General features: G+C 31.7%; 27 protein-coding genes. 20 read left to right on the top strand and 7 right to left on the bottom strand.

All coding sequences use genetic code 11. The features are described from left to right. Window positions 1-28 precede the first annotated feature (28 nt). From NRK67_10380 to NRK67_10460, 17 genes are all read left to right on the top strand, one after another. Entirely contained in the window at window positions 29-1,522 is a 1,494-nt protein-coding gene (locus NRK67_10380) for a cobyric acid synthase (protein UUV19807.1), read from the top strand. 79 nt (window positions 1,523-1,601) lie between these two features. After that, window positions 1,602-2,156, top strand: a complete 555-nt coding sequence (cobU, locus tag NRK67_10385; protein UUV19808.1) for a bifunctional adenosylcobinamide kinase/adenosylcobinamide-phosphate guanylyltransferase — start codon at window positions 1,602-1,604, stop codon at window positions 2,154-2,156. A 21-nt stretch (window positions 2,157-2,177) separates the two neighbouring features. Next, window positions 2,178-2,915, top strand: coding sequence for an adenosylcobinamide-GDP ribazoletransferase (cobS, locus tag NRK67_10390; GenBank protein UUV19809.1), 738 nt, complete (start codon window positions 2,178-2,180; stop codon window positions 2,913-2,915). Then, window positions 2,908-3,510, top strand: coding sequence for a histidine phosphatase family protein (locus NRK67_10395; GenBank protein UUV19810.1), 603 nt, complete (start codon window positions 2,908-2,910; stop codon window positions 3,508-3,510). The genes cobS and NRK67_10395 overlap by 8 nt, the downstream gene beginning before the upstream one ends. Further along, window positions 3,497-4,546: a nicotinate-nucleotide--dimethylbenzimidazole phosphoribosyltransferase gene (cobT, locus tag NRK67_10400; protein UUV19811.1), complete on the top strand. Its 1,050-nt coding sequence runs from the start codon at window positions 3,497-3,499 to the stop codon at window positions 4,544-4,546. The genes NRK67_10395 and cobT overlap by 14 nt, the downstream gene beginning before the upstream one ends. A gap of 13 nt (window positions 4,547-4,559) precedes the next feature. Next, window positions 4,560-5,243: a DNA repair protein RadC gene (gene radC, locus NRK67_10405; GenBank protein ID UUV19812.1), complete on the top strand. Its 684-nt coding sequence runs from the start codon at window positions 4,560-4,562 to the stop codon at window positions 5,241-5,243. Between the two features lie 11 nt (window positions 5,244-5,254). Next, window positions 5,255-6,547 carry a stage 0 sporulation family protein gene (locus tag NRK67_10410; protein ID UUV19813.1) on the top strand — a complete coding sequence of 431 codons (1,293 nt, stop codon included), beginning with the start codon at window positions 5,255-5,257 and terminating at the stop codon, window positions 6,545-6,547. Further along, window positions 6,547-7,212, top strand: a complete 666-nt coding sequence (locus tag NRK67_10415) for a methyltransferase (protein UUV19814.1) — start codon at window positions 6,547-6,549, stop codon at window positions 7,210-7,212. The genes NRK67_10410 and NRK67_10415 overlap by 1 nt, the downstream gene beginning before the upstream one ends. Before the next feature lie 215 nt (window positions 7,213-7,427). After that, window positions 7,428-9,863, top strand: coding sequence for a DEAD/DEAH box helicase (locus NRK67_10420; GenBank protein ID UUV19815.1), 2,436 nt, complete (start codon window positions 7,428-7,430; stop codon window positions 9,861-9,863). 22 nt (window positions 9,864-9,885) lie between these two features. After that, entirely contained in the window at window positions 9,886-11,958 is a 2,073-nt protein-coding gene (locus NRK67_10425) for an HDIG domain-containing protein (GenBank protein ID UUV19816.1), read from the top strand. 47 nt (window positions 11,959-12,005) lie between these two features. Further along, window positions 12,006-12,476, top strand: a complete 471-nt coding sequence (gene ybeY, locus NRK67_10430) for an rRNA maturation RNase YbeY (protein ID UUV19817.1) — start codon at window positions 12,006-12,008, stop codon at window positions 12,474-12,476. Between the two features lie 249 nt (window positions 12,477-12,725). Further along, a complete protein-coding gene (locus tag NRK67_10435; protein ID UUV19818.1) occupies window positions 12,726-13,439 on the top strand; it encodes a diacylglycerol kinase in 714 nt (237 codons plus the stop codon). Window positions 13,440-13,451: 12 nt separating this feature from the next. Then, window positions 13,452-14,993: a DUF2974 domain-containing protein gene (locus NRK67_10440; GenBank protein ID UUV19819.1), complete on the top strand. Its 1,542-nt coding sequence runs from the start codon at window positions 13,452-13,454 to the stop codon at window positions 14,991-14,993. Between the two features lie 110 nt (window positions 14,994-15,103). Next, window positions 15,104-15,676: an elongation factor P gene (gene efp, locus NRK67_10445; GenBank protein ID UUV19820.1), complete on the top strand. Its 573-nt coding sequence runs from the start codon at window positions 15,104-15,106 to the stop codon at window positions 15,674-15,676. Window positions 15,677-15,767: 91 nt separating this feature from the next. After that, on the top strand, window positions 15,768-16,628 hold the full coding sequence (locus NRK67_10450; GenBank protein UUV19821.1) for an endonuclease/exonuclease/phosphatase family protein: 861 nt from the start codon (window positions 15,768-15,770) through the stop codon (window positions 16,626-16,628). A 1-nt stretch (window position 16,629) separates the two neighbouring features. After that, window positions 16,630-17,253, top strand: coding sequence for a thiamine diphosphokinase (locus tag NRK67_10455; GenBank protein UUV19822.1), 624 nt, complete (start codon window positions 16,630-16,632; stop codon window positions 17,251-17,253). A gap of 68 nt (window positions 17,254-17,321) precedes the next feature. Then, the gene (locus NRK67_10460) at window positions 17,322-17,609 is read left to right on the top strand and encodes a hypothetical protein (GenBank protein ID UUV19823.1); all 288 of its coding nucleotides are present in this window, start codon (window positions 17,322-17,324) and stop codon (window positions 17,607-17,609) included. Between the two features lie 75 nt (window positions 17,610-17,684). Here the strand turns inward: NRK67_10460 and yfcE are convergent, their stop codons facing one another. From yfcE to NRK67_10495, 7 genes are all read right to left on the bottom strand, one after another. Continuing rightward, window positions 17,685-18,221: a phosphodiesterase gene (gene yfcE, locus NRK67_10465; GenBank protein ID UUV19824.1), complete on the bottom strand. Its 537-nt coding sequence runs from the start codon at window positions 18,219-18,221 to the stop codon at window positions 17,685-17,687. Window position 18,222: 1 nt separating this feature from the next. Continuing rightward, window positions 18,223-19,230 (bottom strand): UDP-glucose 4-epimerase GalE, encoded by a 1,008-nt coding sequence (galE, locus tag NRK67_10470; protein ID UUV19825.1) that lies wholly within the window; start codon window positions 19,228-19,230, stop codon window positions 18,223-18,225. 369 nt (window positions 19,231-19,599) lie between these two features. Continuing rightward, complete coding sequence (locus NRK67_10475) at window positions 19,600-20,478, bottom strand: DMT family transporter (protein ID UUV19826.1); 879 nt, start codon at window positions 20,476-20,478, stop codon at window positions 19,600-19,602. After that, entirely contained in the window at window positions 20,471-21,223 is a 753-nt protein-coding gene (locus NRK67_10480; GenBank protein UUV19827.1) for a hypothetical protein, read from the bottom strand. The genes NRK67_10475 and NRK67_10480 overlap by 8 nt, the downstream gene beginning before the upstream one ends. A gap of 16 nt (window positions 21,224-21,239) precedes the next feature. Then, window positions 21,240-21,587 carry a hypothetical protein gene (locus tag NRK67_10485; protein ID UUV19828.1) on the bottom strand — a complete coding sequence of 116 codons (348 nt, stop codon included), beginning with the start codon at window positions 21,585-21,587 and terminating at the stop codon, window positions 21,240-21,242. 19 nt (window positions 21,588-21,606) lie between these two features. Further along, window positions 21,607-22,236, bottom strand: coding sequence for a tetratricopeptide repeat protein (locus tag NRK67_10490; protein UUV19829.1), 630 nt, complete (start codon window positions 22,234-22,236; stop codon window positions 21,607-21,609). A 74-nt stretch (window positions 22,237-22,310) separates the two neighbouring features. Continuing rightward, a complete protein-coding gene (locus tag NRK67_10495) occupies window positions 22,311-22,826 on the bottom strand; it encodes a hypothetical protein (GenBank protein ID UUV19830.1) in 516 nt (171 codons plus the stop codon). A 443-nt stretch (window positions 22,827-23,269) separates the two neighbouring features. On the opposite strand from NRK67_10495, the gene NRK67_10500 reads away from it, so the two are divergent. The 3 genes from NRK67_10500 to NRK67_10510 are packed head-to-tail and all read left to right on the top strand — an operon-like array spanning window position 23,270 to window position 25,718. Beyond that, window positions 23,270-24,154: a radical SAM protein gene (locus NRK67_10500; protein UUV19831.1), complete on the top strand. Its 885-nt coding sequence runs from the start codon at window positions 23,270-23,272 to the stop codon at window positions 24,152-24,154. Next, window positions 24,148-24,441 (top strand): SPASM domain-containing protein, encoded by a 294-nt coding sequence (locus NRK67_10505; GenBank protein UUV19832.1) that lies wholly within the window; start codon window positions 24,148-24,150, stop codon window positions 24,439-24,441. The genes NRK67_10500 and NRK67_10505 overlap by 7 nt, the downstream gene beginning before the upstream one ends. Beyond that, window positions 24,438-25,718 carry an MFS transporter gene (locus NRK67_10510; protein UUV19833.1) on the top strand — a complete coding sequence of 427 codons (1,281 nt, stop codon included), beginning with the start codon at window positions 24,438-24,440 and terminating at the stop codon, window positions 25,716-25,718. Before NRK67_10505 ends, NRK67_10510 begins: the two co-directional genes overlap by 4 nt. The last annotated feature ends 177 nt before the right edge of the window (window positions 25,719-25,895 follow it).

Genomic DNA, 25,895 nt, shown 5'->3' on the forward strand with positions numbered 1-25,895 from the left:
ATTTCGCTATATGCGATGGGGGGAAAAGATGAAAACACATAAAAATCTAATGGTTCAGGGAACAGCATCATCAGTGGGGAAGAGTTTGATAACTACTGCATTATGCAGATTGATATATAAGAAGGGGTATAGTGTTTGTCCGTTTAAATCACAAAATATGGCGCTTAATTCATATATAACTGAAAATGGACTGGAAATGGGAAGAGCCCAAGTGGTACAGGCAGAGGCTTGTGGAATAAAACCTGAGGTATATATGAACCCAATATTATTAAAGCCTACCAGTAACAGAAAATCCCAGGTGATTTTAAATGGAAGAGTTGTAGAGAATATGGGGGCTGTGAAATATTCAGAGTATAAGGAAGGTCTGAAAAAAGAGATCTTAAAAAATTATGATTATATAAAGTCAAACTATGATATATCTATAATTGAAGGTGCAGGAAGCCCGGTAGAGATCAACCTTACAAAGGGAGATATAGTAAATATGGGAATGGCCCATATGGCAGATTCACCTGTAATCTTAGTGGCAGATATAGACAGGGGGGGAGTATTTGCAAGTGTAGTAGGGACTATGACACTTTTTACTCCTGAAGAGAGAGCTAGAGTAAAGGGGATAGTTATAAATAAATTCAGAGGTGATGTGAAGATATTGGAACCTGGACTCAGACAGTTAGAAGAAATTATAGGAGTACCTGTTTTAGGAGTAGTACCCCATACAAAATTAGATATAGAGGATGAAGACGGAGTAACCGATAAATTTAAAAGAAAAACTATAGATAAAGATATAAGAATATCCGTGGTAAAATTAAAACATATGTCTAATTTTACAGATCTAGATGCCTTTAACCTCTATGAAGATGTATCTATAAAATATGTAGACAGGGCAGAGGATCTAGGAGATGAAGATATGATAATTATTCCTGGATCTAAAAGTACGATAGATGATTTAAAAGAACTAAAAGAGATGGGGATAGCAGAAAAGGTAGTTAAATTATCTAAGAGCGGAACTATAATATTTGGGATCTGTGGCGGATATCAAATGCTGGGAGGGAAAATAGAGGACCCCCAGAAATTAGAGGGAGATGTCAGTGAAATATCTGGATTGGGACTACTAGATCTTACTACTACCATGGAAAAATCAAAAAATACCCTTCAATATAATGGTGAAATATTAACAGATGAGGGGTTGTTTGAGGGGCTTTATGGTAAACCGATAAAGGGATATGAGATCCACCAGGGTATAACTAATGGTGAGGAAAAAGGAATATTTTTAGATGGGGAAAGATACATAAACGGAGTTATAAAAAACAATATAATCGGGTGTTATATCCATGGAATTTTTGATAATACAGAATTTACTCGTGGTTTTTTAAATAATATAAGAGCACAAAAAGGCTTAGATGGAATAGATGCTACAACTACTTTTGAGGAGTTTAAAGAAAAAGAGTATGATAAATTAGCTAAAGTTGTAGAAGAATCCTTGGATATGGAAAAATTATACGAGATAATTGGAGTATCCCGTTAATTGAAATGTCAGTCTATAAGTGATATACTTAAACTAAGGCTATAATCTTTAGGTTTTGCAAAGGCACACAGGGGGAACAATGGGAAAAATTATATATATAACAGGGGGAGCCAGAAGCGGGAAGAGTACTCTAGCTGAAAGTATAGCTCTGAATAATTATAAAACGAGAACATATCTTGCAACAGCGATTCCGTATGATGATGAGATGGTAGACAGGATAGATAAGCATCTGATTCAAAGGGGAGAAGACTGGGAGACGGTAGAAGGGTATAAAGATATATCAAAACTCTTAGAAGGCAGGATGGAAAGTGAAGTGGTCCTTTTAGACTGCCTGACTAATATGGTAAGTAATCTTCTTTTGGATAACCATGTGGACTGGGACATGGTGACTCCTTCAGAGGTGAATGAGATGGAGGATAAAATAATCTTAGAGATAGATAACCTCTTGGAGTGTATAAGTTCGCATAGGGGAGATTTTATAATTGTCAGCAATGAACTGGGAATGGGGCTGGTACCGCCATACCCGTTGGGAAGATATTTTAGGGACATTTCAGGCAGGATAAATCAAAGGATCGCTGGAGAAAGCCGTGAAGCTTATATGGTGGTTTCAGGACTTAAAGTTAAATTAAAATAGAGAATTAATAGGAGGAATGTGATGAAGGGATTTTTACTTCTTTTACAGTTTATGACGAGAATACCTACTCCAAAAATGGAGTATGAACCAAAAAAATTAGGGAAGGCTATGAAGTTTTTCCCGGTAGTTGGAATGATAATAGGTGCAATTTTATATTATTCATTTATAGTTTTAAATCAATTTTTTGACAGTCCAGAGGTAATAGCAATACTAATAATATTAATAGATATAGTACTTACAGGTGGACTACATCTAGATGGTTTAGCAGATACATTTGATGGAATATTTAGTTATAGAAGTAAAAAACGTATGTTAGAGATAATGAAAGACTCTAGAATTGGAAGTAATGGAGCGCTATCTTTAATAATTTATTTTGCTTTGAAGGGAACACTTCTAAAAGAGGTTATATCGGTAGATGAATCACCTTATTTTTTACTTGTAATGCCTGTAATAGCAAGATTTAACAGTACTTTAAACTGTGGGGTAGGAAAATATGCCAGACCTAGCGGAATGGGGAAACATATAGTAGAGGAAACAAATATGATAGGTGTGATGATATCATTCGCTATAACAGCTGCTTTTTCATATTATTTTATAGGAATAACAGGGATATACGCTCTTATAGTAGTTAGTATCTTAGGAATATACTTTGCTAAATTAATGGAAAGAAAGATCGGCGGGATAACAGGAGACACCCTTGGTGCTGTAGTTGAGATGTCAACAATAATAGTACTTCTGGTTGGAGCTATAAATGGGTAAATTAGTTTTAGTAAGACATGGAGAGAGTGAACTAAATAAAGAGAATATTTTTTTTGGGCATTTGGATCCTAAACTTACAGAAAAAGGACAGGATCAGGCTCTGAAAACAAAGGAGATATTATCTGGTGCAGAGTATAAAGAGATCTATAGCAGTCCGTTAAAAAGAGCGGCACAAACAGCTGAAATAATAAATATAAAAAAATATAATCTGAATTTTGTTGAGGAGCTGAAGGAACTAAATTTTGGGATTTTAGAGGGCCTTACATATGAAGAAATACTGGAAAAGCACCCTGAAGATGCTGTGGAATGGAAAGAAAACTGGCAGACATATGACTATAAAACAGGAGAAAGTGTCCAGCAATTACAGGAAAGATGTGTGAATTTTGTAGAATCACTGGATCTATCCAATGGGAATGTAGTAGCAGTGTGTCATTGGGGAGTAATCAATTGTATCTTAAGTTATTATTTTTCCGGGGGGTTGAATGGATACTGGAAATTTGCTCCTAATTATGCCGGAATAATAGTTATAGAATTTACAGATGGATATCCAATCTTAAAGGGGATTAATATAGGAGATGTCGATGGAATTATATAAGGCAACATTAAAGAGGATAAAACCTTTGAATACTGAGGTAGCTGTAGAGGCTAAGAAAATATTGGATGAAAAGATGAAACCTTTAGGCAGTCTGGGGAAATTAGAAGAACTGGCTATTCAGATCTCTGGGATAACCGGAAAACTGGATAATACTATTTTAAAAAAATTACACCTGGTGGCTTCGGCAGACAATGGAATAGTGGAAGAAGGAGTCTCCTCTTGTCCTATTGAATATACCAAGATTGTTTCTGAAGCGATGTTGTCCAAGGTAGCTGCTATTGGAATTTTATGTGACACACTGGATGTTGATTTTAAATTAATAGACATAGGGATAGCAGGAGAGATAGACAGAAAATACACAAATTTATACAGAAAAAATATAAAAAAGGGTACCAATAATTTTGTGTATGAGCCGGCTATGACCTATGATGAGTGTATAAAAGCTATAGAAGTAGGTATATCTATTGTAGAAGAAAACCTGGATTATGATATATTCTCCAATGGAGAGATGGGGATAGGAAACACTACTACAAGCAGTGCTATCCTTTATGCATTGACAGGAGAAAATTTAGATCTGATTGTGGGCCGTGGCGGCGGATTGAGTGATCAGGGACTTATGAAGAAAAAAAAGGTGATAAAGGATGCTGTAGAAAAATACAACCTCTTTGAAAATGATCCTATAGAGATCTTACGATGTGTAGGAGGGCTGGATATTGCCTGTATGGCAGGTATCTACCTTGGGTGTGCATCTAATTCGAAACCAATATTGATCGATGGATTTATATCTAGTGTGGCAGCGTTGGTCGCTCAAAAGATAGCTCCTGATACGGTGGAGTATATGATAGCTACCCATAGAAGTGAGGAGCCGGGAATGGCAATTATAAGTAAAACTTTGGGAAGAAAAACATTTTTAGATATGAATATGAGGCTGGGAGAGGGAACAGGGGCAGTCCTTGCCTATCCAATAGTAACCTCGGCTTTAGAGGTAATGAAAAGGATGAAAACTCCAAAGGAAGTTTATAAAATCTTAGGATAGCAGGGGGAGTGTCGTGAAAGCTAAAGAACATTCAGGGCATAGAGACAGAATTAAATCTAAAATTTTAAAGAATGGTTTAGATGGATTTTTAGACTATGAAATTTTAGAAGCACTATTATTTTATACCATCCCAATGAAAGACACCAAGGAATCAGCTAAGAAGCTTTTAAATGAATTTAAAACTTTAGAAAGGGTTTTGAGTGCGTCTAAAGATGAGATATTATCGTTAAAAATAAAAGGGATAACCGAAAATACCTGTATTTATTTTAGACTCCTACACGATTTAAATAAAAAATTATACAAGGAAAAATTCAGGGAACAGATTGTTTTAAACTCTGTAGAAGCTGCATATGATTATTTAAAAAGCAGTATAGGACTCTTGGAGAAGGAAGTTTTTAAAATTATATTTTTAAGTGCTGATAACAAATATTTAGGAGATGAAATTATATTTTTAGGAACAATAGACAGAAGTCAGATATATCCCCGGGAGATAGTGAAATGTGTGTTGAAATATAATGCAAAATCAGTTATATTTTCCCATAATCATCCTTCAGGGAATCCAAAACCATCTCAGGCGGATCTTGAGATAACCAAAAAGTTAAAAAAAATACTAGAACCTTTAGAAGTGAGGGTTTTAGATCATATAATTATAACCCCGGAAAAATATTATAGTTTTTCAGAAGAGGGGATTATATAGAGGAGGCTACAATGAATAAATCTAACAAGATGACTATAGAGGAAAAAATGGCCATGAGATTAAGGGAAAAAAATAAAAAAGAAAATCCAAAAAAAGAAATAACAGATGAAAGTCATAAAAATAAAGCAGAAAACAAAAAAAATGATAAAAAGAGTAAGCCAGAAGTTGTAAAAAAAGAGATGAAAAAACCAAATAAACCAAACAAATCAAACAAACCAAATAAACCCAAAAAAGTAGAGAAAGCAGAGAAAGTTAAAGAGGAAGAATTAGCTATGCCGGCTCCTGCTGCTTGTGGAACAGAACCTTGTGATGAAAACTGTGTGAAAAAGAAGGCTGCCAAAGAGGAATTGAATAGAGATATTTTAGATGAAGAGTGGGAAGCTGAAAATAAGGCTGCAGATGCCAAGAAAAAAGTTGAAAAAAAACAATATAAGATCTTAGGGATTATGTTTGAAATAACTAGAAAAAGATATTACTTTGAAGTGGTAGATGAAGTTGAGTATGCAGTTGGAGATAGGGCTGTAGTAGATACTGCAAGAGGTAAGGAGATAGGGTTAGTATACATGGCTCCTAAAATGATGGGAGAAGAATCATTGGTATTGCCATTAAAGCCGGTAATTAGAAAGGCTACTCCAGAGGATAATCATCAGTTTGAAACTCTCAAAGCAGAAGCAGAAAAAGCTAATATTATAGGAAAAGAAAAGATCAAAAAACATGAACTGCCTATGAAGTTAGTAGCTACGGAATTTACCTTTGATAAATCAAAATTAATCTTTTACTTTACAGCAGAAGGCAGGATAGACTTTAGAAATTTAGTAAAGGAATTAGCAACTATATTTAAACTGAGAATAGAGCTGCGTCAAATAGGTGTAAGAGATGAAGCTAGAATATTAGGGAGTCTGGGAATCTGTGAGAAGGAACTTTGCTGCAGGATCTATATCAATAAATTTGACTCAGTACTAATTAAGATGGCGAGAGATCAAGGACTGGTAATAAATCCTTCAAAAATTTCCGGAGCCTGCGGCAGACTACTTTGTTGTATTAAATATGAATATCAGCAATATGCTGAAGCTCTGTTAAAATGCCCGAGTATGGGGCAGACAGTAAGTGTGGAAAATAGCAGAGGAAAAGTAGTCGGGATAAATCCATTGAATGAATATCTATATGTAGATGTAGAAGGAAAAGGCAGAATGAGGTTGAATTTGGATGAGGTAAGTTTTGATAAAAAAGAAGCCAGAAAACAACATAAATCTAAGAAAAAAACACCTGAAGAAGCAGCTGTGAAAGGATTGGAAGCAAAATAATGAGAACAGATGAAAATTTAGAACCCCTGGATCATGGGATGGTTATTTTACAGAAAAAAGATGGATTTAGGTTTGGGGAAGATGCTGTTATGGTGGCAGAATTTTTTAGACCAGCTAAAAATGGGAAGCTTTTGGATATAGGGACAGGAACGGGGATAATCTCCCTTATTCTGTCTAGAAATCCCAAGATAGATAATATTACATCGGTAGAGATCCAGGAAGAGATGGCTGGTATGGCCAAAAGAAGTGTAGAAAAAAATGATCTTGGAGAAAAAATAGAGGTCCTCAATATAGATATAAAAAAATTGAACAGAGGGAATACCTATGACTATATAGTAAGTAACCCACCTTATATGAAAAGTTCCAATGGGAAGGTAAATCCCCACTCTATGAAAGCGATTTCCAGACATGAAATCACTTTAAATTTGAAAGAATTGATAGATGAGAGTAAGAGACTTCTAAAACCAGGAGGTACTCTGACACTGATCTATAGGAGTGAGAGGATGGTAGAACTACTTAATAATCTATCTCAATCTGGATTTTATCCAAAGAGGATACAAAATATATTCAGTGAAAATACTAAAGTCTCCAAGCTTTTTATGATTGAAGCTGTCAAGGGGAAAAATAAAGGTTTTGAATTTTTAGAGCCCCTGTATATAAAATAAAAGAGATAATATAATATTAATCTATAACTAAAATTTTAAACTATACATTTTGAATTTTTAACTAAAAAGAGGCGTTGCCTCTTTTTTAGTATACGAAAAATTCTAAAATTTTTATAAAAATAAAGTTAAAAAAATGTCGTATTCTGCATAACTGGATGAAACATCACGTTTCTTTTATTTTGTGGTATAATAGGAGAATAGAAGGTGAATAAATAATGATATTAGAAAAAATTTCAGAAGATATAATAGAAAAGATGAAAGAAGAAATTGAGAACGCCCATGGAAATGAGGTGTTTTTTCGTGGTATTCCAAATAATGAAGGAATAGTAGATGAGATAGAGGTGATTGCCAGAGGAAACAAAGGATCGGTCCCGGCTCTTCTCAAGAGGATGAAAAAAAAGGAAGTAATAATCCATAACCATCCTTCGGGATATCTATATCCATCTGATGCAGATGTAGCTGTGGCTTCTATGTATTCTGATCAAAAAGATGGAGCTTCATATATTGTAAATAATAGTGTAGATGACATCTATGTCATGGTAGAGATAAATAAAACAGAGATTCAAAAGATAGATATAGGGCCCTACTTTGAGGAGAAAGGTCTTTTAGCAGGAATATTTAAGGGATTTGAGTATAGGAAAGAACAATTTCATATGGCTAAACATATTGAGGAGGGACTCAATAATAAAACTAAGGTTGTAGTAGAAGCAGGGACAGGAACTGGAAAAACCCTCGCTTATCTAATACCCAGTATAGAGTGGGCTGTAAAAAATGAGAAAAAAGTAATTATTACAACAAATACTATAAATTTACAGGAACAGCTCCTCCACAAAGATATCCCCATAGTTAAAAAACTGCTGCCACAGAAATTTACCTATGTTTTGGTTAAGGGCAGGGGAAACTACCTGTGTAATAGAAAGGCGGCTAATATAGGGATTGGAGGAAGTTCAGAGATCGATGAGATGAGTAGTTCTCAAAAAGATCAGGTAAGCTATATATTGAAGTGGTTTAAATCCACTGAAGCCGGTGATAAGGGCGAACTCCCCTTTGAGGTAGATTATATAGTTTGGGAACAGTTTATGAGCGAAACGGATATATGTGCAGGGAGTAAGTGTGCTTTTAAGGAGAGCTGCTTCTTTTTAAAATCCAGGGAGGAAAAGAAAAAGGCCGATGTGTTGATCACCAATCACCATATGTTTTTTGCTGATTTATCCATACGAAAGGAAGTGGGATTCAATACAGATTATTCAATATTCCCGGACTATGATTTGGTAGTATTTGATGAAGCCCATAATATAGAGAATGTTGCCAGGGATTATTTTTCTTATGAGGCGTCTAAATATTCATTTAATAAGACGATGAACAACATCCATCACATAGGAAAGAAAAAAGATTCCAGCAAGTATACAGGTCTTTTGAATTATTTGAGAAACATAAAATATAAGGGGTATGATTCTATAAAAAAGGAGATCATAGAAGAGTTGATATCCCGGCATATAGATCTGTCTAACCGTGGAAATGAATACTATCTAAAGGTTATAGAAGCCTTTGCAGGACAGTCCCAGGGGAATATCAGTCTTCGTCTGAGAAAGGAAGAGTTAAAACACTGGGAACACTGGGAAACATTGAAGGAGCTGGAAGAAGAGATGCTTCTGACCTACAATGCCTATATGAGAAGACTGAAGAGTTTAACCCGGGTAATAAAGGATATCGACGATGAAACAGGAATAATAAGTGATTTCACAAAATATACCGAGAGGCTGGAAACATATTTTTCCAACTATAATTTCATAAAAGAGATGGATGATAAAAACTTTATCTATTGGATATCTCTGAACCAAAAAAAGAGTAATGTAAAATTTGTAGCGACACCTTTAAAAATAAGTGATGAATTGGATGAGAATCTATATTCTAACTTGGAACATATGGTGTTTACCTCTGCAACGATAGCAATTAACGGCAGTTTTAAATATTTTAAAAAATCTATAGGACTTCATGAGGAGGTCTTGGAAAAGATAATCGATTCACCCTTTGATTATGACAGACAGATGAAGGTATATATTCCAAGGGATCTTCCATCTCCTACAGATCGTGGGTTTTTAGACGGGATAAAAGATTTTGTAGAAAAACTTATAAAGAGGACAAAGGGGAACACATTTTTATTGTTTACCTCATATTCTACATTAAATTACCTATACTTTATGTTGAAAGACAGACTAGAAGATGAAGGGTATGAATTGTTTATCCAGGGGCAGGCACCGAGGAATCAATTGGTGGATATGTATAAAAAAAGTACTAAACCTGTACTCTTTGGGACAGCATCATTTTGGGAAGGGGTAGACGTGAAGGGAGATAAGCTAAGCTCTGTAATCATAGTTAAACTGCCATTTAAAGTACCCAGTGATCCTGTGGTAGAAGCCATCATAGAAAATTTAAATGATGAGGGGAAAAATGCCTTTATGGAATACCAGATACCTGAATCAATAATTAAATTTAAACAGGGAATCGGGAGGCTTATCAGGAGCTGCGATGATAGAGGTGTAATAACAATTTTAGACAATAGAATTATAAGAAAACGATATGGGAGTCTATTTATAGATTCAATTCCAACAAGAAATATTCATATAAAAAACAAAGATAATATCATATAGGAATGGTATTGGAGGAAAAATTATGAAGAAGATTGAACTTTTTGGTAGAAGGTTGACAATTGGGTTTGAAAAAAAAGAAAAAATGAAAAAAGAGATTAAAGATCTTGAATATTCTGCAAAGGAAGTAGTCAATGAGAAAGTAGTATATCTTATCCTAATCTTGGTTCTGACTGTAGTCAGTGCGAATACATATTTATTTAACGGTTATTTAAAATTAGGAGACGTAGCCATAAGGGATATAGTCGCTCCTACAGATATAATTTATAATGATACAGCTGCAAAGGAAAGGATAATCTCTGAAATAATAGAAAATTCCAGAAAGGAATATATAAGTGTAGGAAGTGTAGAAGAAGCTACTATTCAGAGGGTAAAAGTTTTTTTTGAACAAATAAAAAAAGAAAAAAAAGTAGAATCCGAATTAGCTTATCAGAATATAAAAAATAGTTTTAATATCGAAATTTCATCTGAACTTTTTACATATTTATTTGAAAAATCAGATAAGGAATTAGATGACCTGAGGGATAAATATTTAAACGATATAAAGATCCTATATAAGCAGGGAGTTAAAAAAGACGGAAATCTATTGAGGCTCAATAGTTTATTTGAGAAAATTGAGGAATTGGATTCTTATGAAGAAAATTTTATGAAAATTTTTATCAAACCTAACTATATCTTAGACAGTGAAAAAACGGAAGAATTACTCAACGAAAAGATAGACCAGGTAAAAAATGTTTCGGTCCGTATAAATGCCGGGTCGGTAATTTTAAAAAAAGGTGAGGCAGTTTCAGAGAGTAAGGTAATCATATTAAAAAATGCAGGACTGTATGGGAAAACCAGTAAGGTAATAAAGTTTATGGGAACACTTATCTATCTGTTTATATTATCCATAGTATTTAAAAATATTTGTACGAAGTTTCTGTTCAATGAAATAAGAAAAAAAAGTTATTATAGTGCTATAATGCTATCTATTGCTGTAGGAATAATATCTTTCAGGGTTATAGATCCCAACTGGAAATATATTCTCCCTATAGAAACAGTATTTATCCTGTTGGGAATCCTGATAAATGTAAAAACCAGTTTGATTATAGGTGGATTTTTGATCCTCTATGGTATTCCATTAAATGGATTTAGTATAGAATATCTGGTTATAGAAATATTCAGTTTGATAGTTTCGTTATATCTGATAACAAAAATAAAAAATAGAACAAATATTATCAATACAGGGATATATATAGGGATGACAAAGGTGTTTATAGTGTTGACTATAGCAGTTGGTATGAATATGGAGTTCATAGACAGTCTGATTAAGAGTGGGGTATTATTTTTGTCGGGAGCTTTTACAGGGATGTTAACTATAGCTCTCCTCCCATATTTTGAGAGGACATTTAATATTTTGACAGATATAAAACTGCTGGAATTAGGAGACCTGTCCCAGCCACTGCTCAGACGGCTATCGGTAAATGCTCCCGGGACATTCCATCATTCTATGATGGTAGCGACCCTCTCAGAGCAGGCTACAGAAGCTATAGGCGGTAACCATGTACTGGCTAGAGTTGCATCTTATTACCATGATATAGGAAAGATGAAAAGGCCGCAGTTTTATGTGGAAAATCAGGCTGATGGAGTAAATCCGCATAATAATCTGAGTCCTACTTTGAGTACCCTTATAATCACATCTCACACTAGAGACGGTGACGAGATGGGAAGGGAATATAATCTGCCAAAGGAAATAAGGGATATTATGTATGAGCATCAGGGGACAACGTTACTGGCTTACTTTTATAATAAAGCAAAACAAAATAATCCTCATTTAGAGGAAAGTGACTTCAGGTATAGCGGACCTAAACCTAGGAGTAAGGAATCGGCAGTAATAATGCTGGCAGATTCCATCGAGGCAGCAGTAAGATCATTGGATGAAAAAACGCCGGTGACAATAGAAAAGATGCTGAGAAAAATTATAGGGTCAAAGATCGAGGAGCAGCAGCTTTCAGATGCAGACCTTACATTTAAAGAGATTGAAATTATAATTCAAAGTTTTACAAAGATACTTATGAGTATCCATCATGTAAGGATAAAATATCCGGGACAAAAATAATTAACTGATATAGGAAAAAATAAAAGAATAAAATTGCAGGAGGAAAAATGGAAATAACTGTTGAATTAACTAAGGGAATAGAGGGATATGATGAATTTATAGATTTAGAGACTGTAGAAGATTATATAAAAACTGTTATAGAGGATGAGTATAGCAACGAAAGAGATGTCTATATGTCACTTTTACTGACTAACAATGAAAATATACAAGCTGTAAACAGAGATTACAGGGATAAAGATCAGCCTACAGATGTGATCTCGTTTGCCTATCTAGACAATGAAGATGATTTTCAATTAGGGCCTTATTTGACCCTGGGTGATATAGTAATATCTTTAGAGAGAGTAGAGGAGCAGGCCAGTGACTATAACCATAGTTTTAAAAGAGAGTTTTACTATGTATTGACACACGGGATCTTACACCTGTTAGGTTATGATCATATAGAGGATGAGGATAAAAAAATAATGAGAAAGAAAGAGGAAGAGATCCTAAAGAAACACGGATATAGCAGAGATATTTAAAGTTATTTTAAATATTTCTAGACTAAAAAAGTTATGGGAATCTAAATAGGATTTTATGGCTGAGCCCTAATGGCAGTGATTAAAACCAATAAGAAAAAGGAAATTATCCCATATAGAGATATAATGAATTAAAAGTTTTTATTTTAAGATTAAAAGGCTGAATAGTTGGCGAAATAGATCTGAGGTTTACTTTGTAGCTTTTTAAGTTATCGATTATAAGTTTCGCTGTAGGCGGTTTGAGGTGGTTTTATGACAAAAAAAATAACTAAAAATGGTAAGTTTAGTGAAAGCATAAATTATGCCCTGGAGGGAATAGTTACGGCTATAAAAACTGAACGAAATATGAGGGTTCATATATTTGCCGGAATTTTAGTGATTATACTGAGTCTTATTTTTGGCGTAACAGGATCTGATCTGAAAAGTCTTTCTTTTGCTATATCTCTGGTATTCTTTGCAGAACTTATGAATACTGCTATAGAAGCCGCTGTGGATATCAGTACAACAAGGTATCACCCACTGGCTAAAAAAGCCAAAGATGTAGCAGCTGGAGCGGTACTTGTAGTATCTCTCAATGCTCTGGTGATAGGTTATATAATTTTTAGTGAAAAATTAAAAAAAGATACTTTTGAGGTCTTTAGATTGTTGAAATCTTCTTATGTGGACACTGTTTTACTTATAATATTTATAGTGGTAATTGGAGTTTTTATAATTAAATCTTACTATAAAAAAGGGAAGTTGTTACATGGAGGAATGCCCAGCGGACATTCAGCAGTAGCTTTTGGACTCTGGGTAGGAGTATCTTATGCTACAGAAAATATAGTGGTAACAATACTAACTTTTGGAATAGCACTTTTAGTGGCTCAGTCTAGGATCGAAGGCCGAATTCACTCTCCTAAAGAGGTTATGGCAGGGAGTATCTTAGGGACATTTGTTACCTATATTTTATTGAGATTGATATTTTAAGGTGGTAAAATTATGATAACAGAATTAGATTATTTAGTTCTCAGTGGTCTTTCATATGGTGATTTTAAAGAGGAAGACATAGGATTTTCTTTGGAGGAAATATTGTTTTTGAACAGTGAATCTAAAAAAAGACTGCTTTCTTTCCCCAATGAGGTCTGGTCTTATGGAGGAAGCGAGATATTTGAAAGGACATTTCATACTTTTTTATGTGAATGGAAAGTTATAGGTATAATGGACGATACCTATAAACAGGGAACAGAAAAAACAGGCTTTTATGCTATAGCTTTTGAAAAAAATAAACAGATAGTTATTTCCTATAGGGGAACAGAACTCAGTTCCTTTGGAGAAGCATATAAGGATTTTATAGAAACCGATCTTCTGCTAGGTGTGGATAAAAAACCAAAACAATTAGAACAGGGAGTGGAGTTCTATAAGAAAATTTTAAAGGTACAACACGAGAGTATAGCTCTGACCGGGCACTCTCTGGGAGGAGGAATAGCCCAATATGTTGCCTTGATCTCCGACCTGGAAGAGCTTGGAATCCCAAAGGTTTATACATGGAATGCTGTTGGAATCAATAAAGTCGGGATATTAAGCTTAGAGGATTTTTTAGAGTTTGATTCTATAGCAGAGAGAAAGTGTTCGTCTCTAAAAAATAATGAAGTCCTGTATAAAAGGGTAAAAACTTATTACTATAGTTATCTTTTAAAACTTTTGAAAAAAAATAACTATATCAAAGACAAAGAGAGTATAAAAAAAATCTCTAAATTAGAGTTTAAACTGGAATTAGATGAAGATGCAGAGAAAAGATTGGAAAGTATATTTACAACAGCCAATAAACCTCTACTGCCCTTCTTTGCTAAAAAAGAGGAACAAAAAAATGAACTGGTAATGAGTCCTAAAGTTTTTATAGATGATTTCTTCAATGAAGATATGATCTATGAGGAGTTGACCAGAGCAAGAAAATTTATTAAGAAATTCAAAAAAAATAATAAATACGATGAACATATAATTAATTTTGTTCATTCAGAAGATTTTACAATCACACTTTATCCTCATTTAGGGAGTACATATGCAATAAATAAAGGACTGGTCAGGTCGGATGAAAAATTACATCCCCTCTTAAAGAAGATGTATGCCTTTACTAAATCCATGAGAAGTTATCATATGTACCAAGTGTTTTTACCTTTCTTTAGTTTTGAAGGTGAAGACAGGGGACAGATAAAAAAAGAGTTAAGTATTGACTATATAGCTACTGAGGTCAGAAGAGTTATCTATCAGGAAAAGAATTTATCCGATGAATTTTTGGGATTTTATTATAATAGTTTGGAATTAGACAGTGAAAATTATTATAAGATCAAAAAAACTCTCCTCCACGGGATGGGGATGACCAAGGCAGATATAAAATATTTGAAGGAATCGGTTGTAATGATAAAAAGGATGAACTATGAAAAATTCAGAGAATTGTGGAAAAAAGTTCGAAACAAGGTAGGAAGTCCCTATATGAAAAAGGATATATACGACCTGATAAGTTTTCATGAAAGGCATAAATAACCCTTATTTTTCTTGAAGATTCTTCTGAATTATTGTATAATTAATTAAAAATGTTGATCTGAAAAGATCGGCTGTCAGGGAAAAAGAGAAAATAATATGGAGGAATAAAGATGAAATCAGCAGATAAATTAAGAGCAGGAAGTACATTTGAAGAAAATGGAGTACCATTTTTAATATTAAAGGCAGAAAGATTCCAATCAACATCTGGAAAGAGACAAAGAGCACCAGAAATCACATTTAAAGTAAAGGATCTTATTAGTGGAAGAATCAATGAAACTACAGTAAAGGCATCTGATATGATGAATGACATCATGTTAGATAAGCAATCTATGCAATTTTTATATGAAGATGGTGGAGAATATAACTTCATGAACCAGGAGACATTTGAGCAAATCGGATTACAAAAAGAAGATTTAGATGGTGCTGTAAACTACTTAAAGGAAGAAGTTATCATTGATATCTTATTCTATGAAGGAAGACCAGTAGGAGTAGAATTAGAAAACCACATGGTATTCAGAGTTACTTATACAGAGCCTGGATTAAAAGGTGATACTACAGGAAAAGCACTTAAAGCTGCTACAATTGAAACTGGATATGAATTAATGGTTCCATTATTTATTGAGATGGATGAATTAATCAGAATAGATACAAGAACAGGTAAATACGTAGAAAGAGCTAAGTAAGAGACCTTTAAACCTAGAAAATTTTAATTTTCTAGGTTTTTTTTAACTCAAATGAAATTAAATAATAATTTTATAGAGAGAGGGAGTAACTATGAAAAGAATATTAAAATTAATAGTAATATTTATGATTACTACTATACTTGCCTTTGGATCAACAGCATATATTGCCAGTTTTAATACCCTTCACCTGGGATGGAAAAATGATCACAAACAGGAAAAGATAGAGGGGATAGCCAGTATCATATCTTCCTTTGATCTGACAGGTATTCAAGAAGTCATGAAAAAAGACGAAGTAAAAAAACTGACAAATGAACTGAAAGCCCAGACAGGGATAGAGTGGAGATATCATATCTCTCCCTATGCAGTGGGCAGCAAGAAATACAGGGAATATTTTGCATATATCTATAGAACAGACAAAGTGAAACTCCTGAAAAAAGGTAAATTTTATCCAGAAGAAGAGAGGGGTAAGTACTTTATGAGGGAACCATATGGTGCTAAATTTCAAATGGGAGACTTTAAATTTACCTATGTTTTGGTACATTCGATATTTGGAAAGAAAAAAATCGAGAGGCAGTTGGAAGCTATACAGATGGTCGATGTATATGATTGGTTTAAAGAAGAGTATGATAAGAATAGTGAAGAGAATATAGTTATAATCGGGGGAGATTTTAATATCCCTTCCTATGATGGTGCTTTTTCTGGTTTTTTAAAGCATAGTGATATGATTGTCGATGCAATACCTCCTAATCAAAAGACAACCATAGGAAAAAATGGTTTGGTATCTAGTTATGATCATATCTTTTATCCCTATGAATTTATGGAAGGATGGTATACAGGGAGAAACGGAGTATTAGATTTTACAGACAACAATTACAGGGAGATAAGAAAAGTAATCTCAGATCATTTACCTGTATTTATAGAGGTAAATACCACAAGAGACAGGGGAGAATAGTATGAAAAAAAAGGCGATAATATTTTTAAGTGGAAGAGTTAATTTAAAGGCAGACTATTATAAAAATATAAAATACAATGAGTATGATATATATTGTGCAGATGGCGGAGCAAATCATGCTTATAACTTAGGAGTGATTCCAAAACTTATATTGGGAGATCTGGATTCTATCACAGAAGAGGTGATATCCCATTATAAAAAATTAGAAGTGAAATTTGAAAAATTCTCTGTATCCAAAAATTTTACAGATGGTGAATTGATCTTAGAGAAAGTAACGGCTGAATATAAAGATGTTTTAATCCTGGGAGGATTAGGAGGGCGAACAGACCATTTTTTAACCAACTTGAACCTCTTGGAAAAGTATCAGAATATTACATATGCAGATGAGAATGAGATAATCTTCTGGGTGAAAAAAGATATGGAAATTTGTGGTCAAAGAGGTAAAACTATCTCCTTTATTCCTCTTACTCCAATAGATTCATTGACATTAAAAGGGTTTACCTATCCGTTGGACAGAGCTGATATTCCCAGGTCCAGTTCTCTCTGTATGAGTAATATAATAGAGCAGGAAGCTGTACGAATAAAATACAATAACGGTTCCGTTATAGGAATAATTCAGAAATAATTATCAGTATTTATAGGAAAAACAGAAATAATATAGTATATATATAATATAGAATATAGGAGGTGATTGTGATGATGTATATTACGCTGTTGTTAGTAGTATTGGCTATTATAATATTTTATTTGGCAGCACTTTTGGTATTTACGCCCTATGAGGAAGATGATAAATATGTTCTTAAAATTTTGGAATCAGGATACAAACTTCATCTGGTCGCTACTGGAAAACACGGGATATTAAAAAGAATAACAGATGATAGTGCTAAATTGATATTGACCTTGGTATACTATATCTTAAAGGATAGAAAATATACCGACAGTATTGAAACTAAAAATGAAGATGAAGACGATAATAATTAAAAAAATCCCAAAATAGTAATCTACTATTTTAAGGGATTTTTTTAATATTTAGGATGCAGCATCACGTTGCCTTTTTTAATATTCAATAGATTTAAAGGTTTGACCATCTAGATCTTTAATTTCCCAAGAGGAGGAAGTTAGGATTCCATATGAATTGGAATTTCCACCCTTTGGAAGGGTTATAGATCCCGGGTTAAATATAAAGATATCTTTTTTTTCTGCCAATGGCAGGTGGGTGTGGCCGGAGATCAGAATATCACCCTCACCTATGGGAAGTTTTTCCTCGGTAAAGAGGTGACCGTGGGTAGCAAAGATACGTTTATTTCCTAAAAATAAATTAGTGAAATCACTCATAACAGGAAACTCTAAAAGCATCTGGTCTACTTCGCTGTCACAGTTTCCCCTCGTAGCTATGATCTTATTCTTATAGAGATTCAATTTTTCAGCAACTAACTTTGGGTTGTAATCTGTAGGAAGGGGATTACGTGGTCCATGATAAAGGATATCTCCTAATATGAGGATGTAATCTGCCGCCTCTCTCTTAAAACATTCCAATGCTTTTTCCAGGTAGTAAATTGAACCATGTATGTCTGACATAACAAATATTTTCATCTTAGTATCCCTCTGGGTTATTAGATTGCCATTTCCATGAATCTCTGCACATATCTTCTAAAGTTTTTTCAGTTTTCCAGTTTAATTCCTTTAAAGCTTTTTCAGAGTTAGCATAACAAGTAGCCACATCTCCAGCTCTTCTTTCTACTAATTCATATGGAATCTTTACATTGTTTACTTTCATAAATGTATTTACCAGGTCCAGAACGCTGATCCCATCTCCAGTTCCTAAGTTATATGCTTCTACACCGGTTTTATCTTTGAACCTTTCCAGTGCTCTGATATGACCAATAGCCAGATCAACCACATGGATATAATCCCGGACTCCAGTTCCGTCATGGGTGTCGTAGTCAGATCCAAAGACACTTAATTTCTCCCTTTTTCCTACAGCTACCTGGGTGATATATGGCATTAAGTTGTTTGGAATACCATTTGGATTTTCCCCGATCCTCCCGCTTTCATGGGCACCGATAGGATTGAAATATCTCAGAAGGGCAATTCCCCACTGATCATCAGAGATATACAGGTCATTTAAGATCTGCTCTATCATAAGTTTTGTGCTGCCATATGGGTTTGTAGCACTTAGAGGCATAGTTTCTAATAGTGGTGATGTGTTGTTTAATCCATATACAGTTGCAGAAGAACTGAAGACGATCTTTTTAACACCATGGTTTTTCATTACTTCACATAGAATAAATGTAGTTGTCAGGTTGTTATGGTAGTATTCGATAGGTTTTGCTACCGATTCTCCTACTGCTTTATACCCTGCAAAATGAATTACAGCATCTATTTTATTCTCTATAAATATTTTATTTAAATTATCTTTGTCTAACAGGTCGATCTCGTAAAATTTAAATTCCTTCCCTGAGATCTCTTTTATCCTATCTAATACCTTTGGATTACTGTTGGAAAAATTGTCTGCAATAACTACCTCATAGTTTTCTTTTAATAATTCGATTACTGTGTGGGAACCTATGTATCCGGCTCCTCCAGTTACTAATATTTTCATAACTTTACCTCCTGCCTATGGCAAAATATTTTGTATTGATTTTAAAATCATTATACCATAAAGAGAAAAAACTTTCCTAAGGTATATAGGGGTTTGAGTTATATTTAATAATAAAAAAAGAACCCTTAAACCATATATTATAGTTTAAGGGTTCTTTTTTTACTTTAGCTCAAGTATAGTTTTAAATTTTATGTATGTTAATCGGTATTTTTTTATTTCCTCTCCCATGACCGTCGTATTCATTACACAAAACTAAGGTAAAAAGCATTAAAAATCCAATGCAAACTAATGATTTTCTATTCACAGATAAAACCTCCTTTGTTTTAATTAGATTATTTAAATGATGATGGTCTTACTTAACTATTTTTTTTAATTATATCCTTTTTTTGATATAAAAATACCTATAAGAGTTATAAAGACACCTAAAATTTCAAGAGATGAGAGTCTTTCGTTAAATATAATGAAAGAATATATCGCTCCTATAACTGGCTGAGATAAAATTAAAACAGATGAAAGTGTCACTGAAACCTTTCCTAAGCAATAACTTAATAACCCTTGTCCTCCAATTTGTGAAACGAAAGCTAGACCTATTAATGGGTAAAAATCAGTAAATGTTAAAGGTATTTTGATTTTTTCCATAGTTAATCCGGCTATCAATAAAACTAAACAACTACTCAAACCGCTTATAAACATTATATCTAATGATTTAACTCTTTTTCTTACTTTATAAACCGTTAACAAAAATAAAGCATAAAAGATTGATGTTAAAAAAGCTAAAAGATCACCTTTATAATTTTCTGTATTAGGATTAATTTTTCCGTACATTAATAAAATTACTCCCATTAAAACAATTCCTAATCCTAAAAAAAATAATTTAGGAATCTTTTCTTTAAATATAAAATAAGAAATTGGAACTATAGTAAAAGGTACTAAATTAGCTAATAAATTACTATTTGCTACTGTTGTTAAATGAAAGGATATATTCCATAAAATTAAATCACATGCTAAAAATACTCCTGCCAGTAAAATCAAAATAAAATCTTTTTTATCAATTTTGCTTAAATTTTTTTTTACAACAGGAAATAAAATAGGAAGAGAAAATAAAACTCTATAAAACCCTGTCATTACAGGTGGAACAGTGCTTAATTTTACAAAAATCCCGCCTGTTGCTAAAAAACAAATTGCTATAATTATTAAAAGTAAATATTTAACATTTCCTTCTTTTGTTAAAGTAAGTGTTTTAGTCATAATAAAACTTCCCAAAATCTTTAGAAGGTTCAAATGTTGCAATAACTCTCTCTGCTTCAGAGCCTAAAGTTCTTCTTTTTAATTTAAAATCTTTAATAATCCCTGTATTTAAAAAATGTGTTCCACCACATGGCATTACATAACCATTACATTCCCAATATATGGCTTCTTTTTCTTCTGAATGTGAATATAATTTTATTTCTTTATTTTCATTTGCCAATTTCATCACCTTTTCATAAACTTTTTTTAGTTCTTCCTGAGTAAATTTTTCATCTAATTTAAAATCTAATCGCGCTGATTTTTCTGAAATCTTTGCTCCGTAAATCCTAAGGGACAAATCTTCTTTTCTAATTTCATTTAAAGCCATTAAGACTAAATGAATTCCCGTGTGATTTAAAGTAGCCATAGCTCTTCTTTGCTTATCCACCTCTATCTTTACCCGATCTCCTACTTTAAAAAAATTATTATTTTTTACGTTATCTACATAGTGCAAAATTTCATTTTCAACTTCTATATTTGGGAAATCATTTATTTTTATTTTTCTGCCTTTTAATTTCTTAGTATCAAAAAAATTAATTTCCTTATTATCATTTAACTTGATTATTTTACCAATATCTCCTACTTGCCCTCCTCCTTCTGGATAAGCTATTGTATCTTTTAAAATAATTCCTTCTTCTAGTATTTTTAAGATTTCTGTTTCGTAACTTAGTAAAAATGGACTCTTATAAAAAAATTTTCCTGTCATAATAATAATTCTCCTCCTAAATTTTTATTCTCATAATTTCTTTATTTTTATGTCTTAGTAGATACTCTCCCTCTTTAATAAAAATATTATTTAATACTAATGAATTATCTATATTTTCAAAATTTAATTTTTTTGAATTTTTTAAAATTTCTATTTCAGATAAGATAACGGATTTTTTTGTCAAAATAAAATGAGAGTTATTTATTTTTGAATGATCTGACAAAATAACATCAGCTCCATATTCTTTTAAAGTGTTAATTTTATCTTTACTAAAAGTATCTGGAATTACTAATTTTAAATTATATCCTCTTTTTAATGCTGTTATAGCTAATCCTAATTCCAGTATCTCCCCTTGTTGCTTCAATTAAAGTGTCTCCTTTTTTTTATAGATCAATATTTTTAATTAAAAGAAATGCTTCGTATTCCATATTATTATTAAGATAATATTTTAATATATAAATAATAAATTCTGAACTTAAATATTTTAATTCAATTTGTTTAATATGTTTTATGAGCTTTTCCTGTTTTAGAGGTCTTTTCCCATAGAGAACAACCAGGTGCTTAATACTTTCTAGATGTTTTTCAAAACTAAAAGAAGTATTGGGTAAACTTATTTTAAAACTAATCTCTTTTTCAAATGCTTCTGCAGCTTTTGTTTTTTCTCCCAAACATAAATAAACTAACCCTATATTCCAATAAGTTTGATAGAAAGTCTCCCCTTGGAGGTGGGTTAAAACAGTTTCTAATTTTTTTAAAGTATTTATCATAAGGGTTTCATATTTCATGTCTCTGGCACAGGAAAGAATATTGACATAGCATATTTCTAGTTCCTTATAATTTGTAGGATCACTCACCCTTTTTTTGAAATATTCAATGGCTTTTTCATATTTTCCTAAGTTTTGATAGCAAATCCCCAGATTATTATAAGAATGGTAGTAGTGTTTTGTAATCTCCTGCATATTAGTAACAATTTCAAAACAGGTAACAGCTCTCCTATATTTTTTAGTTCTCAAAAGGTTTACTCCGGTATTATAAGCGAGGAGAGCCTTTGTTTTATATGGAGCTGTATCGATTTTTTTATGATATCTCAGGTAGATATCATAGTAAGTTCAATTTTTTCTAATCTGATGATTTCAATTAAAACAGAGTAGAAAAGAGCAGGGCAGGAGAAATTATTTAAAAGATCATAATAGATCTTTAAAGCTTCTTCTTTTTCACCTGTTTTTTGTTCATATTTTGCTGTGATATAACGGTATTTGCAGCTGTGAACTTCGCTTTCTCCTTCAAATAACTCTATCTCTTCTTGTTTTTCTTTGGAATAGATACTTTTATTTATAATACTGTCATCGACTAATTTTTCCAACTCCTGCCGGGGAGTTAAAAATACAAAATCAGATATCTCATCTATAGTAATGACTTTATTTATTCCTCTTTCTTGGAAAACTCTATTGAAAGAATCAACCAGTAAAGGGATATGTTTTTCTTTAAAAGAATTATGCCCTTTTTTTATTTTGGTGAGATAAGTAGAACTAATTCCTTTACATCCCAGTTCTTTTAAAGTTATTTTATATATTTTAGCTATTTGAAATATTTTATTTTCCATAATAACCTCCCGAATGATACCAATATTGTATAATGGATTTCAGATTTTTTCGAACAAAATTGATTTTATGGCAAAAACTGAATAGAATCGTGTTAAAAAATTCAGTTTTGAAGTTTTTAGATAAAAAGTTCTTATTTCTTTATATTTAAAAGTATAATTCTATCATAATAAGAATTACAATATGTAAAATAATTTATAAATCACTTTTTTAAAGAAAGGAGGACTGAATGAAAATAATCGTTATACCTAAAAATGAAGCATTTGAAATGGAAGCTAGACATAATTGTTGTAATGGAAATACAGGTGGTGCAAGTTAAATTTAGTTTAAATTAAATTGTAATTCTTATATTCAAAAATCTAAAAATTGTATTTCTAAAATAAAAATGAAATACAATTTTTAGATAATTTCAATAATTTTATAGTAAATTAAAAAGGAGAAAGCAATGTTAAATTCAATTTTTAATATTCCATTTCATAATGGAAAATATATATTTAATTCTAAAAATGGTGGAATAGTAGAGTTACCTAAGGATAACAAATTTAAAGATGAAGAAATAGCTTATTTAAAAGAACATGATTTTATAGTTGAAAATAATGAAAAAGAAGTTGAGGAATTGCTGAATGAAACTCTAGAATTTATAAATCGAGACATCGAAACATTAGAAATTACGATACAGTTAACTGAAGAATGTAATTTTTCTTGTGTCTATTGTTATCAAGAAAAAAAAATTAAGGAAATTACTTTTGATAAAGCGAATTCTATATTGGGAACATTTCGTAAAATTCTGAGTGTACACAAAATAAATACAATTAATGTTCATTATTTTGGAGGAGAACCTCTTTTAAAAAAAGATATGATTTATTATTTAGATTTAAATTTAAAAAAAATGGCAAAAGTTTATAATTTAAAATATCATGCATATTTAACAACAAATGGATATTTTTTAGATGAGAAATTGTTAAAAAATATTGAATTTGAAAAAATAAAAATAACAATTGAGGGATTAAAGCAGACACATAATATGCTAAGAAAATCTGAATCTCCAAATTTTGATATAATCATGAAAAATATTGAAAATACTATTCTTTATATAAAAAAACTAGAAATAAGAATAAATTTGTGTGGTGAAAATATAGATGAGTTTGAAAAATTAGTTGATTTAATCTATACTAAATTTGATAAAACTAGAAATAAAATAAAAATAGACATTTCACATATGCTTAAATATAACCCTACAGATAAATTTACTCAACTTAGTCTTGAAGAATTTTCTAAATTTAATTTATTTGCAAGAAAAAAATACAAGAAAAAGGTTTTAAATTGTTGATACCAAAAAGAATAAAACATCCTTGTTCATTTATATTTAAGAGAGCTATTGCTTTAGATCCTAATTTAAATATTCAATTTTGTAGTGGAGAAGAGGTCTCTTTAAATGAACCTTTTAACTCTCAATACTTTATAAAAAAAGAAGACTTTGTCCTTCCTAAGGAGTGTAAACTTTGTAATATTTTACCATTATGTCTTGGAGGGTGTCCTATTAGAAAAAAAAATATAGGATTAGCATGTATTCCTGAAAAATTTATAATTAAAGATATTTTGGAGAGCGTTATATGAATAAACTAAATAAAGGTGATGGTGTAGTTAAAACTAAAATGGCTGATTCTAATTTTGTGATATATTTTGCTGGACAACTTGTATCTCTTATAGGCAATATGATGGAAATGGTAGTGTTCCCACTACTAATTTTAGATATTACAGAGTCAGGAACTAAAATGGGATTAGTTGTAGGAACATCTATGATAACCTTTTTTCTTTTTTCTTTTTTTACAGGAAGCTTTGTTGATAAACATCCTAATTGGCAAAAAAACATACTAGCTACATCCGATATTTGTAGTGGACTAGTTATTTTAGGGTATCTACTCTTAGTTAAAGAAGTAACAGTTACAAATATTTTAGTGTTAGTTCTCTTACAAAACATTCCAAGTTCTTTTTTTAACTCAACAAATAATACTATTTTTACAAGGATTACAGGAAAAGAAAATTTGGAAAAAATTACTTCCATTATGAGTATAGGAAGAAATACTATTGGTGTTTTAACTCCTTTACTAGGTATTTTTGTTTATGTCCATTATGGATTTAAAGTTTTATTAATCATTAATATGCTGACATTTATAATTTCTGGGGTTTTAGAATATACTATAAAAGTACGTCCTATAAAAAAAGTTGAAATTAATGAAAATAAAAAGAAAAAAGGTTATAAGGAAGTTGCTAAATTTTTAAATACAAATAAAGTTTTAAAAGACTTGACGATTCTCTCTGTTATAATTAATTTTCTTTTTGCCCCTTTGTTAGGAGTTTCTCTGGTCTATTTTGTCAATAAAACTCTAAAAATGGGAAGTGAATATATAGGTTATTTTCAAACTTCTTTTTTACTTGGTATTATTATAGGTTCGTTTATTATATTTAAGTTAAGCAATAAATTTCAATTTAAATCACTTTACTCAGAATTAGTTTTAGCTCAAACTACTACAATCTGGTCATTTTATATAATACTAAGTCATCTTTGGAGTTTTAATGAAACTTATGCAAAAATATTTTATATTTTAGGAATAATAGTTATAGGAATTTTAACTTCATTCATGAATATCCCTATGATGTCTTTTCTACAAGAAAGAGTCGAACAAAGTATCAAAGGAAGGTTTTTTGTCTTTTATAATGCAGTAACAGGTATTTTTACACCTGTTAGTGGAGCTGTTATAGGAGTTGCTATGGACAATTATAGTATTAAATCTATTGTCACTGTTATAATTTTTTTATCGATTGTTATACAATTTTATTTTGCATTTAAACTCAATCTACGAAAAAGGCATAAAGCTCTTATTAGATTATAATAAGTTAAATAGTTTTTTTATATTTTTTAACATGACTTTATCTTTTATCTTTTTTAGAATATCAAATAATACACAAAATATAATACCGTTTATACGGCTTTGATTTTTTTTTGGATTGGAAATGGATTAGCTTATATTTTGAATTCAACATATATTAATAATTATGCACCTCAAAAG

The organism is Fusobacteria bacterium ZRK30, assembly GCA_024628785.1.
Lineage (GTDB): Bacteria > Fusobacteriota > Fusobacteriia > Fusobacteriales > Fusobacteriaceae > Psychrilyobacter.

Excerpts from the sequence above, each read along its gene's own strand:
- NRK67_10425 (UUV19816.1), top strand. The coding sequence starts at position 9,886 with ATGAAGAAGATTGAACTTTTTGGTAGAAGGTTGACAATTGGGTTTGAA.
- NRK67_10495 (UUV19830.1), bottom strand. The coding sequence starts at position 22,826 with ATGGAAAATAAAATATTTCAAATAGCTAAAATATATAAAATAACTTTA.
- NRK67_10480 (UUV19827.1), bottom strand. The coding sequence starts at position 21,223 with ATGACAGGAAAATTTTTTTATAAGAGTCCATTTTTACTAAGTTACGAA.
- NRK67_10420 (UUV19815.1), top strand. The coding sequence starts at position 7,428 with ATGATATTAGAAAAAATTTCAGAAGATATAATAGAAAAGATGAAAGAA.
- cobT (UUV19811.1), top strand. The coding sequence starts at position 3,497 with ATGGAATTATATAAGGCAACATTAAAGAGGATAAAACCTTTGAATACT.
- cobU (UUV19808.1), top strand. The coding sequence starts at position 1,602 with ATGGGAAAAATTATATATATAACAGGGGGAGCCAGAAGCGGGAAGAGT.
- NRK67_10410 (UUV19813.1), top strand. The coding sequence starts at position 5,255 with ATGAATAAATCTAACAAGATGACTATAGAGGAAAAAATGGCCATGAGA.
- NRK67_10500 (UUV19831.1), top strand. The coding sequence starts at position 23,270 with ATGTTAAATTCAATTTTTAATATTCCATTTCATAATGGAAAATATATA.
- efp (UUV19820.1), top strand. The coding sequence starts at position 15,104 with ATGAAATCAGCAGATAAATTAAGAGCAGGAAGTACATTTGAAGAAAAT.
- NRK67_10395 (UUV19810.1), top strand. The coding sequence starts at position 2,908 with ATGGGTAAATTAGTTTTAGTAAGACATGGAGAGAGTGAACTAAATAAA.
- NRK67_10440 (UUV19819.1), top strand. The coding sequence starts at position 13,452 with ATGATAACAGAATTAGATTATTTAGTTCTCAGTGGTCTTTCATATGGT.
- NRK67_10475 (UUV19826.1), bottom strand. The coding sequence starts at position 20,478 with ATGACTAAAACACTTACTTTAACAAAAGAAGGAAATGTTAAATATTTA.
- NRK67_10435 (UUV19818.1), top strand. The coding sequence starts at position 12,726 with ATGACAAAAAAAATAACTAAAAATGGTAAGTTTAGTGAAAGCATAAAT.
- ybeY (UUV19817.1), top strand. The coding sequence starts at position 12,006 with ATGGAAATAACTGTTGAATTAACTAAGGGAATAGAGGGATATGATGAA.
- NRK67_10510 (UUV19833.1), top strand. The coding sequence starts at position 24,438 with ATGAATAAACTAAATAAAGGTGATGGTGTAGTTAAAACTAAAATGGCT.
- cobS (UUV19809.1), top strand. The coding sequence starts at position 2,178 with ATGAAGGGATTTTTACTTCTTTTACAGTTTATGACGAGAATACCTACT.
- yfcE (UUV19824.1), bottom strand. The coding sequence starts at position 18,221 with ATGAAAATATTTGTTATGTCAGACATACATGGTTCAATTTACTACCTG.
- NRK67_10450 (UUV19821.1), top strand. The coding sequence starts at position 15,768 with ATGAAAAGAATATTAAAATTAATAGTAATATTTATGATTACTACTATA.
- NRK67_10415 (UUV19814.1), top strand. The coding sequence starts at position 6,547 with ATGAGAACAGATGAAAATTTAGAACCCCTGGATCATGGGATGGTTATT.
- galE (UUV19825.1), bottom strand. The coding sequence starts at position 19,230 with ATGAAAATATTAGTAACTGGAGGAGCCGGATACATAGGTTCCCACACA.
- NRK67_10455 (UUV19822.1), top strand. The coding sequence starts at position 16,630 with ATGAAAAAAAAGGCGATAATATTTTTAAGTGGAAGAGTTAATTTAAAG.
- NRK67_10380 (UUV19807.1), top strand. The coding sequence starts at position 29 with ATGAAAACACATAAAAATCTAATGGTTCAGGGAACAGCATCATCAGTG.